Annotated in this window: 12 protein-coding genes; 4 read left to right on the top strand and 8 right to left on the bottom strand. The window is 68.7% G+C overall.

Annotation, left to right across the window (positions count from 1 at the left end; genetic code table 11):
• Positions 1-54 precede the first annotated feature (54 nt).
• A complete protein-coding gene (locus ACSVDM_RS29815) occupies positions 55-723 on the top strand; it encodes a molybdopterin-dependent oxidoreductase (protein ID WP_357152384.1) in 669 nt (222 codons plus the stop codon).
• On the opposite strand, the gene ACSVDM_RS29810 is transcribed toward ACSVDM_RS29815, so the two are convergent.
• Positions 720-2,147, bottom strand: coding sequence for an acyl-CoA synthetase (locus ACSVDM_RS29810; RefSeq protein WP_439269041.1), 1,428 nt, complete (start codon positions 2,145-2,147; stop codon positions 720-722). The genes ACSVDM_RS29815 and ACSVDM_RS29810 overlap by 4 nt on opposite strands.
• A 114-nt stretch (positions 2,148-2,261) precedes the next feature.
• Here ACSVDM_RS29810 and ACSVDM_RS29805 point away from each other — a divergent pair, with 114 nt between their 5' ends.
• Positions 2,262-3,113, top strand: a complete 852-nt coding sequence (locus ACSVDM_RS29805; protein ID WP_439269040.1) for an oxygenase MpaB family protein — start codon at positions 2,262-2,264, stop codon at positions 3,111-3,113.
• A gap of 41 nt (positions 3,114-3,154) precedes the next feature.
• Here ACSVDM_RS29805 and ACSVDM_RS29800 read toward each other — a convergent pair whose 3' ends face one another.
• From ACSVDM_RS29800 to ACSVDM_RS29770, 7 genes are all read right to left on the bottom strand, one after another.
• Entirely contained in the window at positions 3,155-4,807 is a 1,653-nt protein-coding gene (locus ACSVDM_RS29800; RefSeq protein WP_439269039.1) for a GMC oxidoreductase, read from the bottom strand.
• A gap of 215 nt (positions 4,808-5,022) precedes the next feature.
• Positions 5,023-6,633 (bottom strand): serine/threonine-protein kinase, encoded by a 1,611-nt coding sequence (locus tag ACSVDM_RS29795; protein ID WP_439269038.1) that lies wholly within the window; start codon positions 6,631-6,633, stop codon positions 5,023-5,025.
• Between the two features lie 100 nt (positions 6,634-6,733).
• Complete coding sequence (gene dapC / locus ACSVDM_RS29790; protein ID WP_067637739.1) at positions 6,734-7,849, bottom strand: succinyldiaminopimelate transaminase; 1,116 nt, start codon at positions 7,847-7,849, stop codon at positions 6,734-6,736.
• A complete protein-coding gene (gene fdxA / locus ACSVDM_RS29785) occupies positions 7,846-8,169 on the bottom strand; it encodes a ferredoxin (RefSeq protein WP_022566345.1) in 324 nt (107 codons plus the stop codon). Before fdxA ends, dapC begins: the two co-directional genes overlap by 4 nt.
• A 114-nt stretch (positions 8,170-8,283) precedes the next feature.
• Complete coding sequence (locus tag ACSVDM_RS29780) at positions 8,284-8,700, bottom strand: type II toxin-antitoxin system VapC family toxin (RefSeq protein WP_439269037.1); 417 nt, start codon at positions 8,698-8,700, stop codon at positions 8,284-8,286.
• A complete protein-coding gene (locus ACSVDM_RS29775) occupies positions 8,697-8,948 on the bottom strand; it encodes a FitA-like ribbon-helix-helix domain-containing protein (protein ID WP_357152398.1) in 252 nt (83 codons plus the stop codon). Before ACSVDM_RS29775 ends, ACSVDM_RS29780 begins: the two co-directional genes overlap by 4 nt.
• A gap of 83 nt (positions 8,949-9,031) precedes the next feature.
• Entirely contained in the window at positions 9,032-11,632 is a 2,601-nt protein-coding gene (locus ACSVDM_RS29770; RefSeq protein WP_439269036.1) for a bifunctional FO biosynthesis protein CofGH, read from the bottom strand.
• A gap of 150 nt (positions 11,633-11,782) precedes the next feature.
• On the opposite strand from ACSVDM_RS29770, the gene ACSVDM_RS29765 reads away from it, so the two are divergent.
• Entirely contained in the window at positions 11,783-12,280 is a 498-nt protein-coding gene (locus ACSVDM_RS29765) for a PH domain-containing protein (RefSeq protein WP_439269035.1), read from the top strand.
• Positions 12,277-13,797 carry a PH domain-containing protein gene (locus ACSVDM_RS29760; RefSeq protein WP_439269034.1) on the top strand — a complete coding sequence of 507 codons (1,521 nt, stop codon included), beginning with the start codon at positions 12,277-12,279 and terminating at the stop codon, positions 13,795-13,797. The genes ACSVDM_RS29765 and ACSVDM_RS29760 overlap by 4 nt, the downstream gene beginning before the upstream one ends.
• Positions 13,798-13,900 lie beyond the last annotated feature (103 nt).

Raw genomic sequence — 13,900 nt, 5'->3', positions numbered from 1 at the left:
CCGGCACGGAGTAGTTTCAGCTGTTATACGGAGTCGTATAACAGGAGGATCGGCATGGCACTTCTTCCCCCGGGCCAACGCGCCGTCGAAGGGTTCCCCCGCTTCGGTACGCATCTGCATCACCCGCCGCCGCCGGTTCCCGAGCACCCCGTGATCGAAGTCTGCGGGGCCGTGGTCGAGCCCGTCACCATCGCGCTCACCGAACTGGCGCAGCTGCCCCGGCGCGAGCAGAAGGCCGATTTCCATTGCGTCGCAGGGTGGTCGGCGACCGACCTGCTCTGGGAGGGCACACCGTTCCGCGACTTCTACCGGCTGGTGATCGAGCCCGCGCTCGCACCGGGAGCGACGATCACCCACCTCAGCTTCGAGGGCCTGGACGAGTTCCGCTCGGTCGTGCAGTTGGAAGACGCCCTCGCCGACGACGTCTTCCTCGCCGACCGCCTCGACGGCGAACCGCTCGACAGCGACCACGGCGCCCCGATCCGGCTGGTGAGCCCGAAGCAGTACGGGTTCGTCAACACGAAACACCTGTGCCGCATCGAAGTTCACACCGCCGCCCCGCCGGACCCGGACAAGTGGTCGCCACTGGCCTCACACGCCAGGGCACGGGTGTGGGCCGAGGAACGGCACCGGTATCTGCCGGGGCGCGTGGTTCGTCCGGTGTATCACGCCCTGATCGGGCCGATCCGCCGGCTGAGCGCGCGGGGCAGCACGAACCGCTAGGTCAGCGACTTCTTCTGCACCTTGCCCATCGCATTGCGCGGCAGCGCGTCGACGAAGCGGATCTCGCGCGGCCGTTTGTGGGCCGAAAGCTGGTCGCCCACATGCGCGATCAGTTCGGTCGCGAGCTCGTCGGAGCCGCTGTCGCGGGCGACGACGAAGGCGACGATCCGCTGTCCGAGATCGTCGTCGGGCAGCCCCACCACCGCGACCTCGGCGACCGCCGGATGCCCGAGCAAGGCGGTTTCGATCTCGCCCGCGCCGATCCGGTACCCACCGGACTTGATCAGGTCGATGGACTCGCGGCCGACGATGCGGTGGAAGCCGTCGGCGTCGATGACGGCGACGTCGCCGGTGCGGAACCAACCGTCCTCGGTCCAGTCACGGGCCGTGGCGTCGGGGCGGCCGAGATAGCCGTCGAACAGCATCGGGCCGCGAACCTGCAGGCCGCCGATGCTCACGCCGTCGTGCGGGACGGGATTGCCCGCTTCGTCGCGCAGCCGGGTCTCGACGCCACGCACCGGCGTACCCACCCAGCCCGGCCTGCGTTCACCATCGGCCCTGGTCGACAGGGTGATCATGGTTTCGCTCATGCCGTACCGCTCCACCGGCGCGTGCCCGGTGAGTTCGGCCAGCTTCTCGAAGACCGGGACCGGCAGCGGCGCGCTGCCCGAAACCAGCAGCCGTGCCCGGCTCAATTCCTTGGCCGCTTCCGGCTTTTCGGCGATGCGTGACCATACCGTCGGCACCCCGAAGTACAGCGTTCCCTCGGCGGCGGCGTAGGCCTCGGGGGTCGGCTTGCCGGTGTGGATCAAGCGGCTGCCGAACCGCAGAGGTCCGAGCAGTCCGAGGATCAGGCCGTGTACGTGGAACAGCGGAAGTCCGTGCACGAGTGTGTCTTTGCGCGTCCAGTTCCAGGCGTCCGCGAGCGCGTCGAGCCCGGCGGCGATGGCGCCCCGGCTCAGCATCACGCCCTTGGGGGCGCCGGTGGTGCCCGAGGTGTAGAGGATGAAGGCGATGGCCGACGGGTCGGGCTCGGGGTAGGTGTGCCAGGACCGGGCGTGCAGGCGCACCGGAACCACCGGCAGAGCGGTGTCCGCCGGCGCGGCTCCGAGCCAGGCCTGGGCACCGGAATCACGCAGGATGTGTTCGCGCTCAGCGGTTCCCGCGTCGGGCGGAACGGGGACGACCGTGACTCCGGCGATCAGGCAGCCGACCACGGCGAGCACGGTCCGCAGGGTCGGCTCGGCCAGCACCGCGACCCGTTCGGCGCGCCCGATCCGTTCGGCGACCGAGGTGGCCGCACCCAGCAGATCACTGCGCGAGACGGTGGCATCATCGATGGTGACGGCATCGGGAAGGTCGTCCCCGGCGGCGACGGCGAGCGGATTCAACGAGGCGAGCAGCAGCGGCGGACCGTAGGACATCCGTCCACGCTAGCCCGGCGCGTTCCGGCGGCACGCGCCACCGCCCGTTGACACCCCGACGACAGAATGAGACATTCAAGCTACAACTCTCTCACCGACGAATTGGGGTCAACGATGACCAGCCTCGCGCATTCGCGGTCCAGCCACACCGGACCCGCGGACTTCGACATCCGGGATCACGTCGACGGCGCCGCCGTCTTCTTCGGCGCAACGGCGAATGTGATCATGCAGCTCAGTCTGGCCCCGGTCGGCTACGGCGTCGCGGAATCGCGCGTGCACAGCGGAAGCATCATGCTGCACCCCTTCAAGCGCACCAGGACCACCATCACCTATCTGTCGGTGGCGATGATGGGCACCGACGAGGACCGCGCCGCCTATCGCACCGCGATCAACGGCGCGCACCGGCACGTGCACTCCACGCCCGAGAGCCCGGTGAAGTACAACGCCTTCGACAAGAACCTGCAGATGTGGGTGGCCGCCTGCCTGTACTGGGGCTCGGTCGACCTGATGGAACGCCTGCACGGCCCCATCGACGACGACACCGCCGACTCCTTCTACGAGTACGCCCACCGCTTCGGCACCACCCTGCAGGTGCCGCGCGAGATGTGGCCCGCCGACCGCGCGGCCTTCGAGGCGTACTGGACCGAGAACCTGGCCAAGACCAGCGTCGACGACACCATCAAGGCCTATTTCGACGGCCTGCTCGACCTGCGGATGCTCTACCCACCCCTGCGCGTGGTCTTCGCCCGTTTCCATCGCTGGTTCACCACCGGCCTGCTCCCCGAGCACCTGCGCGATGAACTCGGACTCACCTGGACCGAGCGCGACGAACGCCGCCTGGCCCGCCTGCTGCGGACCACCGGCGCGGTCTGGGGCCGTATGCCGCGCCCCATCCGCAGCTTCCCCTTCAACGCCACCCTCGCCGACATGCGGCGCAGGCGGCGCCGGGGCAAGCCGCTGATCTGAGGGCGTCGCGAGCTGCCCGGTGCCGGGCAGCTCGCGCGGGCTCAGAGGTCGTCGGCGATGATCCGTTCGATATTGCGCTCGGCGAGCGCGGTGATGGTGACGAACGGGTTCACGCTGGTGTTGCCGGGGATCAGCGCACCGTCGACAACGTAGAGGCCCGGATACCCGTGCAGGCGGCCGTAGTTGTCGGTGGCCTCGTTCAGCACGCACCCGCCGAGCGGGTGGTAGGTGAAGTCGTCACCCCAGGTCTTGGTGACACCGAACAGATCGGTCCGGTAGATGGTGCCTTCCTTGGCGTTGATCTTGTCGAAGATACGTTTCGCCGCGTTGATCGACGACTGATTCCACGACTTCTGCCAGTTCAGGTTCACCTTTCCGGTGGCGGAGTCGAAGCTGAACGCCGCACGGTTCGGGTTCTTGGTGATCGCCAGATACAGGCTCACGTAGGTCTCCAGGCCGGCCGGGAACGGCGCGACTTCGGCAAAGGCAGGGCCGCCCGGGTCCGCCCAGTTGTCGATGCCGAGGCAGGGCATGGAGGACTGCAGGCTGCCGGTGCCGTCCCACATGTGGTTGGCACGGCCGACCATCACATTGCCGTTGTTGCCCCACTTCTGGCCGACCGCGCCCGGGAGGTCGGGCAGTTTGCCCGTCGCCCGCATCGCCACCAGCAATTTGCTCGTGCCCACACTGCCCGCCGCGAAGAAGACCCGTTGGGCCGTCACGTTTTTGACGGCGACCGTCTTGCCGCTCGAATCGAGCTGGGCCATCTCCACCCGGTACCCGCCCGCACCGGGCGTGACCGTGGTGACCTTGTGCAGCGGACTGATCCGCACCTTGCCGGTGGCGGCGGCCGCGCCGAGGTAGGTGCGGTCGAGCGAGCGTTTGCCGTAGTTGTTGCCGTAGATCACCTCGCCCGCCAGGGCCGAGCGGGTCGCCGTGCCCGCCTGCTCCTTTTTCATGTACTCGAAGTCGTAGACATTGGGCACGAAAGTCCAACCGAAACCGGATCTTTCGGCATGCTTGCGACCCACGCGCGCGAATTGGTAGCACTCCGCCGATTCGAACCACGCCTTGTCGATGTGATTGACGCCGAGCGCGGTATTCGCGCGCGGGTAATAGGTGGAATACATCTCCTCGGCATTCACCGACGGCAGGATCGCGGCGAAATTCTCCCGTTTCGGCGTCACCGCCATCCCGCCGTTCACGAGCGATCCGCCGCCGACCCCGCGCCCCTGGTACACCCGGATCCCGCCGAAGTCCTCGGAGTCGAGAACGCCTGTGTACCTGTCGATGTCCTTGTTGTACGAGCCGCCCATGAAGTACCCGACCGGCTGATCGGTGCGCTCGCGCAACCAGTACGACCGCCCGTCCGGTTTCAGCACCGGACAGAACACCCGCCCATCGGGGCCCGGCGCATCCCACGACATCCCCATCTCGACGATCGCCACGTCCACGCCCGCTTGCGCCAATCGCAACGCGGCGACGGCCCCGCCGTACCCGCTGCCGATCACCAACGCGGGAACCGTGTCCCCGTCGGCCAGCGGTGCGGCGGAGGCGAGCGCCCGGCTCCCCACGGTCGCCACCGCCAAAGTGACACCTGTTGCAGCTAGGAACCGCCGTCGCGTGAACCCTCTCGCGTATCGGGTTCGACCTGGGTTTTCATACAAGAATTCACGCACTGTGCGGCTCCTCATCGAGACTGCAAATGAGAACCTGTTATACCGAGCCACTCACCTGGGTGATCACAGAACGCCGCACCCCGCCGTCACCTCGCCGACCGCTTCGCCACCGGAAACGTCATCGCTCCAGGTTCACCGCTTACGGGACCGCCGTCCCGCGTTGAGGGGCATTGACCAACGCGTGTTTCAGATGTAGGGGCATGGCTGGTCCCCTGAGCTGATCCGCCGACTCAGAGCGGGGCTTGGTCGAACCAGGATGCGTAGGTCTCGTCGAAGGTGTGGCCGGGCCAGGAGACCTCGACGAGAATGTCGGCTGTGGCGCTGTGATCACGTTCCCGCACCGCGAGGGTGAAGGGGGCGCCCGGGTCGCTCGGGCGGGCGACGGCGACGGCCGAATTTCGCGCTGGGTGGGTTCGGACGTCGTGGACGACGGTGTGCCGGGAGAAATAGTTCTCGACGTCGGCGGCGGACGGGTACGCGGTGAACCAGGTGACGACGCCGTCGGCGTCGGTGCACGAGATCTGGCGAAGGGGCGCCGGGTCGCCGGGGGCGACCACGAACGTGGAAGTCGGCGAACAGACGGCACCGCGCCAGCCACGATCGGCCGGATTCGAGGCGATCAAGCTCGGGAACGCCGTGGCGATCGAAGAGTGTTCACCCCAGGTCGGCGGCGGTGGAACCCGCTGCGGCCGAACGAATTTCCAGTAGACCGCGCCCGCACCGACAACGCCGACACCGGCGATCATCGCGAGGACGAGCAGACCCACAGCGAGCGCCCGCCATCGAGACGAGACAGCTTTGCCCGGAACCTCGGTCGCGCGCGGACGCGCCGCGCGAGCACCCGGATGGGCCGCGGCAACCGTTGGCAGGTCGGCTGGAGTGGTAGGAGTTCCGGTGGGAGCACTCGACGGTGCGGCGGAAGCACTCATGGCCGGGTAGCGCCGCGTTTCGCCGGGCGACAGCGCCGGTCCGGTGCGCTGCGGGCCGCCGGTCAGCGCCGGAGCGACAGCCGATGCCGCGGCCGCTGCCTGACCGAATTCGGCGCAGCTGCCGAATCTTTCAGCCGGATCCTTGGCCATGGCACGACCTATCACCGCGTCCAGGCCGGGCGCCAGACCGCTTACCCGGTCCGAGGCCCGCGGCACGGGCTTGGTCAGATGTGCGGCGACGACGGCACCGGGATTGTCCGCGGGAAACGGGCTTTCGCCGGTGAGCAGCGTGTACAGGGAACAACCGAGCGAGTACTGGTCGGATCGGTGATCCACAGTCGCACCGGACAATTGTTCGGGCGAGGCGTAGGCGAGGGTGGCGAGGAAGTCGCCGGTGCGGGTGAGCTGACGGGCGTCGCCGCGCAGGCGGGCGATCCCGAAGTCGGTGAGCAGCACGCGATCCCGGCCCCGGCCGGCGGAGAGCAGGATGTTGGCGGGTTTCACGTCCCGGTGCAGCACGTCGCGCTCGTGGGCGTAGTCGAGCGCTTCGGCGGTCTGGGCGATGATGTCGACCGCGCGGGCGGGGTCCAGCGGGCGACCACGGAACACCGAGGCATCGGTTCCGTCCACGTACTGCATGGAAATCCACATCAGCCCGTCCTCGACACCGCGATCGAGCACCGACACGATGCCGGGGTGGTCGAGGCGGGCCGATACGTCGGCCTCACGCTCGAACCGGGCCCGCACCTCCTGGTCCGAATACAGGTCGCGATTCAGCAGTTTCAGTGCGACCCGTCGTGGCAGACGTGGATGTGCGGCCAGGTACACGGTGCCCATTCCGCCGCGCCCGAGCACCCGCTCGATCCGATATCCGGCGAACACCGTGCCCGCGACCAAATCCACCCCGTGCATGTGTTGCGAGCCTTTCGATCCTGTTCGCGCCGATGTCGACTGTGCGGACACTAACCGATTCGCGCGCGAGACAGGATGCGGGGCAACCGGACCGGACGTCTCAGGAGAGCCGGGCGGCCGCTTCGGCGATGCGTTCGTCGGTGGCGGTGAGAGCGATCCGGACGTGCTCCGGGGAGCGTGGTCCGTAGAAGTCGCCGGGGGCGGCGAGGATGCCGCGGTCGGCGAGCCAGTCGAGGGTGACCCGGCACGCTTCACCGCGGGTGGCCCAGAGGTAGAGGCCGGCTTCGGAGAAGTCGATGCGGAAACCGGCCTGCTCCAAGGCTTTTCGCAGGGTGTCGCGGCGGGCGCGGTACCGCTCGCGCTGCGCCGCCTCGTGGGCGTCGTCGGCGAGGGCGGCGGTCATGGCGGCCTGGATGGGGAAGGGCAGCATCATGCCGGAGTGTTTGCGCACCTCGAGCAGTTCGGCGACCAGTTCGGGGTCGCCCGCGACGAAACCGGCGCGGTAGCCGGCCAGGTTCGAGGTCTTCGACAGGGAGTGGATGGCCAGCAGGCCGGTGTGGTCGCCGTCGCAGACGCGCGGGTCGAGGATGGAGACCGCCTCGCCCTCCCAGACCAGGCCCAGGTAGCACTCGTCGGAGGCGACGACCGCGCCGCGTTCGCGGGCGAAGGCAACCACCTTGCGCAGGTGCTCGACGGGCAGCACCTTGCCGGTGGGGTTGGACGGGGAGTTCACGAAGATCAGCGCCGGGTTCTGCGGGCCGATCTGGGTGAGGCCGTCGGCGCGCCACGGCTTCGCACCGGCCAGCAGAGCACCCACTTCGTAAGTGGGGTAGGCGATCTCGGGAATGACGACGAGGTCGTCGGCGCCGATGCCGAGCAGGCGCGGCAGTCCGGCGATGAGCTCTTTGGTGCCGATCACCGGCAGCACGGCCGCCGGGTCGACACCGGTGATCCCGAACCGGCGCGCCAGCGCGGCGACGGCCGCGGCGCGCAGTTCAGGGGTGCCGTGCGTGGTCGGGTACCCGGGGACGGCCGCGACGGAGCCGAGTGCGGCCTGGATGAGCGGGTCGACCGGGTCGACCGGTGTGCCGACGGACAGGTCGACCAGCCCACCGGGATGCGCGGCGGCTTTCTGTTTGACCGCGGCGATGGTGTCCCACGGGAAGTCGGGCAGCAGGCTGCTCACCCGGCCACGGGTCGGCACCCCTGCGCTCATTCTTCGGCCATGGGGGGCAGCGCCTTGATGAAGGCCGGGTCGTAGTCGACCTTGCCCACCTTGGTCGCGCCGCCGGGCGACCCGAGTTCGTCGAAGAAGTCGACGTTGGCGTTGATGTAGCCGCTCCACTGGTCCGGAGTGTCGTCCTCGTAGAAGATCGCCTCCACGGGGCAGACCGGCTCACACGCACCACAGTCAACGCACTCGTCGGGTTGGATGTAGAGCATGCGGCCACCCTCGTAGATGCAATCCACGGGGCATTCCTCGATGCACGCCTTGTCCTTCACGTCAACGCACGGTTCAGCGATGATGTACGGCACTGCCGTTCTCCTAGTCTGTCCACAGCTGCGGGGGCCAACTCCGCCCCCCGAACCCTATCCCGAACTACACGCTACCCCCAGGTCAGCCTGCCCTAACTAGTTCATCGAACCTGCTCAGGCCCATGGGTCCACCACCGGCACTCCGGCCGCGGCGAACGGCGAGCCGTCCCGGGTGGCGACAGACATTCCCGCCGCGGCGGCGATTGCCGCGATATAGCCGTCGGCCGCCGCGATCGCACATCCGCGGGTGCGAGCCGTCGCCGAGAGCTCGGCGTACGCCGCCGATGCGGCCAGGTCGAAGGGCAGTACACGACCGGTGAACAGCGGCAACACCTTCGACTCCACCCGGTCGGCCAACAATTCGCGACGGCGCCCCGCGGGCATGGCCGCGATGCCGAAGCGCAGTTCGGCGACAGTCACCGCCGAGAGGTAGAGGGTGTGCAGCTGCTGGGTATCGAGCCACTTGACGACTCGCGGATCGGGCGCGGCGCGCAGCGGCTCGGACACCACGTTCGTGTCTAGGACGATCATCCGAGCTCCAGCGGGGTGGCGGGAGTCCGGTCCCGCGCGGCGAGCTGGTCGACCTCGTCGTCGGTCAACGTCGCTTCGCGGCCGATGTCGGCGAGGAGCGAACCGATCTGCACCTGGGTGCCGGGAAACACCACGTCGATGAGGATCTGACGCACTTCGGCCTCGGTACTTCGCCCGTGCTGTGCCGCGCGCACTCGCAGCGCTTCCCGGACGTCGTCCGGTAGATCGCGAACGGTCAATCTCGCCATCGCAACCTCCCCGGGATGCAGTCATTGGCGCCAATGTGGTCGTCGGCGCCAACGATACTCCCCGTGCGCTCCGTTGACCAGGGTCAGCTCACCGTCAGCGGAAGGGCGTGGGGCGTGTGGTCGACGGTTCCGTAGGTGGTGGTTCGTTCGCGGACCGGGCGGTCGATGCCCGCCGCGATCTCGGTGAGTTCGGCGACGGTCTTGGCCGAGCCGTGCTGGGAGCCCGCCATGCGGGAGATGGTTTCCTCCATCAGCGTTCCGCCGAGGTCGTTGGCGCCGCCCGAGAGCATCATCTGGGTGCCGACCGTGCCCAGCTTCACCCAGCTGGTCTGGATGTTGTGGATGCGGCCGTGCAGCATGATGCGCGCCAGGGCGTGGACGGCGCGGTTGTCGCGGTTGGTCGGGCCGGGACGCGCGGCGCCCGCCAGGTACAGCGGGGCGCTCTGGTGGACGAACGGCAGCGGCACGAACTCGGTGAAACCGCCGGTGCGGTCCTGGATCTCGCGCAGCACGCGCAGGTGACCGACCCAGTGCTTCGGGTTGTCGACGTGCCCGTACATCATGGTCGAACTCGACGGGATGCCCAGTTCGTGAGCGGTGGTGATCACCTCGATCCAGGCCGAGGTCGGCAGCTTGCCCTTGGTGAGCACCCAGCGCACCTCGTCGTCGAGGATCTCGGCGGCGGTGCCGGGAATCGAGCCGAGCCCGGCCTCCTTCAGCGCCGTGAGCCAGTCGCGGATGCTCTGCCCACCACGGGAGGCGCCGTTGACGATCTCCATCGGACTGAAGGCGTGCACGTGCATCGACGGAACGCGAGCCTTGATGGCACGCACCAGGTCGGCGTACCCGGTGACGGGCAGCTCCGGGTCGATGCCGCCCTGCATGCAGATCTCGGTGGCGCCGTCGACATGGGCTTCCCAGGCGCGGTCGGCCACCTCGTCGGTGCTGAGGGTGAAGGCGTCGGCATCACCCTTGCGCTGGGCGAACGCGCAGAACCGGCAGCCGGTGTAGCAGATGTTGGTGAAGTTGATATTGCGGTTCACCACGTAGGTGACCTCGTCACCGGACACCTCGCGCCGCAGCTGATCGGCAAGCGCCGCAACGGCATCCAGCGCCACACCGTCGGCGGTGGCGAGCGCGAGGTACTGGTCGTCGGTCAGCCCCGCCGGGTCGTTCTCGGCGGCGCGCAGCGCGTCGAGCACCTCGGAATCGAGGCGTTCGGGTGCGGTGACGGCCAGGTCGCGGGCATGTTCGCGAACGGTCTCCCAGTCGCCGAACGCGCCGACCACCTCCTGCCCGAGGCCGGAGTCGCTGCGGCTGTCGGTGATGCGTCCCTCGGAGTCGATGGCGGTGTTGAGGTCCACCCGGCCCGCCGAGTCCCACGACTCGTCGGGTTCCTGCCAGGCCAGCCCCACGGGCATCGCCTCGGACCTGGCCAGCCCGGTGGCCGGATCGGTGAGTGCCGCGACGTGCGCGCCGATGCGCGGATCGATCCACGGGTGGCCCGCGCGCACATACTTCGGGTGCGCGGAGGTGCGTTCGGCGAGGGTGAACCCGGCCGCCTCGGTGATCTCACGCAGCGTGTCGAGATTGGGCCAGGGACGTTCGGGGTTCACGTGGTCGACCGTCAACGGCGACACACCGCCCCAGTCGTCGATACCCGCGTCGATCAGGGCGCGGCAGTCGCTGTGCGACACCAGGTTCGGCGGCGCCTGCACCGGGACATCCGGGCCGAGCAGCAGCCTGGTCACCGCGACCGTGGCCAGGAACTCGGCCACATCGGCATCGGGCGCGTCGCGCATGGCGGTGTCGGACTTGGCCCGGAAGTTCTGCACGATCACTTCCTGGATGTGCCCGAACTCGCGGTGCAGCTTGCGGATCGCCATGATCGAGTCGGCGCGTTCGGCGAGCGTCTCACCGATACCGACCAGGATGCCGGTGGTGTAGGGCACCGAGAGCCTGCCCGCGTCGGTGATGGCGCGCAGCCGTACCGCCGGGTCCTTGTCGGGGCTGCCGAAATGGCAGGCGCCCTTCTCGGTGAACAACCGGGTGGCGGTGGTCTCGAGCATCATGCCCATCGACTGGGCGACCGGCTTGAGCCGCGCGATCTCGTTCCAGCTCATCACGCCGGGGTTCAGGTGCGGCAGCAGGCCGGTCTCCTCGAGCACGAGGATCGACACCGCGCGCAGGTAGTCGAGGGTGGAGTCGTAGCCGCGTTCGTCGAGCCACTGCGCGGCCTCGGGCCAGCGGTCCTCGGGGCGGTCGCCCAGGGTGAACAGGGCTTCCTTGCAGCCGAGCGCCGCGCCTTGCCTGGCGATCTCGAGTACCTCGTCGGGTTCGAGGAACATCCCCTTGCCCTCGGCCCGCAGCTTGCCCGGCACGGTCACGAAGGTGCAGTAGTGACACTTGTCGCGACACAGGCGGGTGAGCGGGATGAACACATTGCGCGAATAGGTGATGGTGCGTGGTCTGCCCGCGGATTCGAGCCCGGCGTCGCGGACCCGGGCGGCGCTGGCGCACAGATCGGCCAGGTCGTCGCCGGTGGCGTGCAGCAGGACGGTTGCCTCGTCGACGTTCAACGTGACGCCGTCGCGGGCCCGTCGCAGCGCCCGGCGCATGGCCGAGGCACTCGGCGGGTTCGGCGGAACGCTCGGCAGTGGAAGGTCGCTCACCCCGTCGATCATGCGCTACTTCTCTCCCGAACGTGTGGTGGGCTGGTCACGCCGCCCGTTGCGGGCGCGCGAGGGTCGTCTTCCTCGGCCACAACCTCGGCCGCGCGGGCACATATTCCCGAGCCGGGCGAACTCGTCGCACCCTCGTGCCACGATGTCAGCATGTCGTTGCCGCGTTCAACCATCCTCGCCGACCCGGCCTGGCGGCCGAGTCCCAAGGCGAAACTGCTGTGGGCGCTGGAGAACGCCGTCGGCATCGCGGTGCTCGCGGTGGCACTCGGGGTGTGGATGTTCGTCGACGACCGGCGCGGCTGGCAGCTGGTCGCCGGGCTGGCGCTGGTCGTGCTCGCGGTGCTCGGGCTGGTCGTGGTTCCGCTGTGGCGGTTCGCGGTGCACCGGTGGGAGGTCACCGACGAGGCCGTGTACACGCGGGTGGGCTGGCTGGATCAGGAGTCCCGGGTGGCGCCGATCTCGCGCGTGCAGACGGTGGACACCGAGCGCGGCCCGCTCGAGCGGATACTCGGGTTGGCCACGGTGACGGTCACCACGGCGTCGTCGGCCGGGGCGGTGAAGATCAGCGCGCTCGACCTGCCCGTCGCCGAGCAGACGGTGCTTCGGTTGACCGCCATCGCCGCCCAGCATCGCGGAGACGCCACATGAGCGAGACACCATGGCAGCGGCTCGATCCACGCATGCTGCTGGTGTATCCGGTCACCGAGATCGTGAAATACATTCCGGTCCTGCTCGGTTCGGTGATCGTCGGTACCACCAGCGGCAATCCGCTGTGGAGCCTGATCCCGGTGCTGCTCGTCGCCGCGTTCGGTGTGCTGCGGTGGTTCACCACGACCTATCGCATCGACGCCGATCACGTGCAGTTGCGCACCGGGGTCGTCGGCCGCCGGACGCTGTCGGTGCCACGGCCGCGGATCCGCTCGGTGGACGTGGAAGCCGATCTGCTGCACCGGGTTCTGGGTCTCGCGGTGCTGACCATCGGCACCGGAACCGATACCGCCAAGGACGAGGAATTCAAGCTCGACGCGCTCGACACGAGCCGGATTCCCACCTTGCGCACCGAATTGCTCTCGCACACAGGCCGATCCGAACAACGGCCGGCCGACGACGCCACGCCCGTTTACGAATCCGGTGTCGAGATCGGGCATTGGCGACCCGCGTGGGTTCGGTACGCGCCGTTGTCGCTGACGGGGCTGGCCATCGTCGCCCCGATCGCCGGGTTGGCGGCGCAGTACGGGGTGCTCGAGTGGATCGTGAAATCCGCTCCGGCACAGGAGATCGGGCACGACAGCGTCGCCGTGGTCGCCCTCGTGATCGCCGCGATGGTCGTCCTCACCCTGCTGCTGGTGAGCCTCGCCGCCTGCGGGCAGTACCTGGCCACGTGGTACGGACTGCGTGTGCTCGACAACGGTTCGACGCTGCACCTGCGACACGGGCTCTTCACCACCCGCCAGATCACCCTCGACCTGGCCCGTTTCCGTGGCGCCACGCTCAACGATCCGCTGCTGTTGCGTGCGGCCCGCGCCGCCCAGCTGGAAATGATCATGACCGGGGAGAATCCGCGTCAGAAGGTGCTCCCCCAGGCGCCGCGCGCGGCCGTCGAACGCACCCTCGACGAACTCCTGCGCACTCATCGACGGCCACAGCTGACAAAGCCGGACTCGGCTGTGCCGCAGGGCATTTCCGGCACCATGCTGGGCACTGCCGACTTGATCTCGCACGGGCGCGCGGCGCACCGGCGGCGGTATGTGCGGGCGGCCTGGCCGGTGGGCATCTTGCTGGTCGCCATGATCGTGCTCGCGCTGGTCGAAGGTCCACTGCCCGTGTGGATCTGGGTCGTGCCCGTGGTGTTCGCCGGGCTGATGGCGGCGCTGGCCGAGGACAGGTACCGCAGTCTCGGTCACCGCGTCCTCCCCGCCGACACCGGCCCCACCTGGCTCATCACCCGCCGCGGCAGCCTCGACCGCAATCGCGACTGCCTCGAAGCCCCCGGCATCATCGGCTGGACCATCCGCCAGACCTTCTGGCAGCGCCGCGCCGGCCTGGCCACGGTGGTCGCCGCGACGGCTGCGGGCAAGAAGGCGTACTTGGTGGTCGACATTCCCTACGACGACGCGGTCGCCCTGATCGACGCCGTCACGCCCGGGCTGCAAGGGAATCGCTGAAACAGTGACACCGCAGCGGCCGAGAACCTGAGCGCTTCGCTGCAAACGCACCACTGAACACTCGAAACACCGGCAGCGGCCGGAAGTCGGAGGACTTCCGGCC

It is taken from the genome of Nocardia sp. JW2 (assembly GCF_051843015.1).
Classification (GTDB): domain Bacteria; phylum Actinomycetota; class Actinomycetes; order Mycobacteriales; family Mycobacteriaceae; genus Nocardia; species Nocardia coubleae.
Note: the sequence above shows the minus strand (reverse complement) of the source record. Positions and strands in the feature narration are given on the sequence as shown.

What these genes read in the sequence shown, in the direction of transcription:
- ACSVDM_RS29760 (WP_439269034.1), top strand. Translation starts at nt 12,277, where the DNA reads ATGAGCGAGACACCATGGCAGCGGCTCGATCCACGCATGCTGCTGGTG.
- ACSVDM_RS29800 (WP_439269039.1), bottom strand. Translation starts at nt 4,807, where the DNA reads ATGAGGAGCCGCACAGTGCGTGAATTCTTGTATGAAAACCCAGGTCGA.
- ACSVDM_RS29765 (WP_439269035.1), top strand. Translation starts at nt 11,783, where the DNA reads ATGTCGTTGCCGCGTTCAACCATCCTCGCCGACCCGGCCTGGCGGCCG.
- ACSVDM_RS29805 (WP_439269040.1), top strand. Translation starts at nt 2,262, where the DNA reads ATGACCAGCCTCGCGCATTCGCGGTCCAGCCACACCGGACCCGCGGAC.
- ACSVDM_RS29810 (WP_439269041.1), bottom strand. Translation starts at nt 2,147, where the DNA reads ATGTCCTACGGTCCGCCGCTGCTGCTCGCCTCGTTGAATCCGCTCGCC.
- ACSVDM_RS29795 (WP_439269038.1), bottom strand. Translation starts at nt 6,633, where the DNA reads ATGCACGGGGTGGATTTGGTCGCGGGCACGGTGTTCGCCGGATATCGG.
- dapC (WP_067637739.1), bottom strand. Translation starts at nt 7,849, where the DNA reads ATGAGCGCAGGGGTGCCGACCCGTGGCCGGGTGAGCAGCCTGCTGCCC.
- ACSVDM_RS29815 (WP_357152384.1), top strand. Translation starts at nt 55, where the DNA reads ATGGCACTTCTTCCCCCGGGCCAACGCGCCGTCGAAGGGTTCCCCCGC.
- ACSVDM_RS29780 (WP_439269037.1), bottom strand. Translation starts at nt 8,700, where the DNA reads ATGATCGTCCTAGACACGAACGTGGTGTCCGAGCCGCTGCGCGCCGCG.
- ACSVDM_RS29770 (WP_439269036.1), bottom strand. Translation starts at nt 11,632, where the DNA reads ATGATCGACGGGGTGAGCGACCTTCCACTGCCGAGCGTTCCGCCGAAC.
- ACSVDM_RS29775 (WP_357152398.1), bottom strand. Translation starts at nt 8,948, where the DNA reads ATGGCGAGATTGACCGTTCGCGATCTACCGGACGACGTCCGGGAAGCG.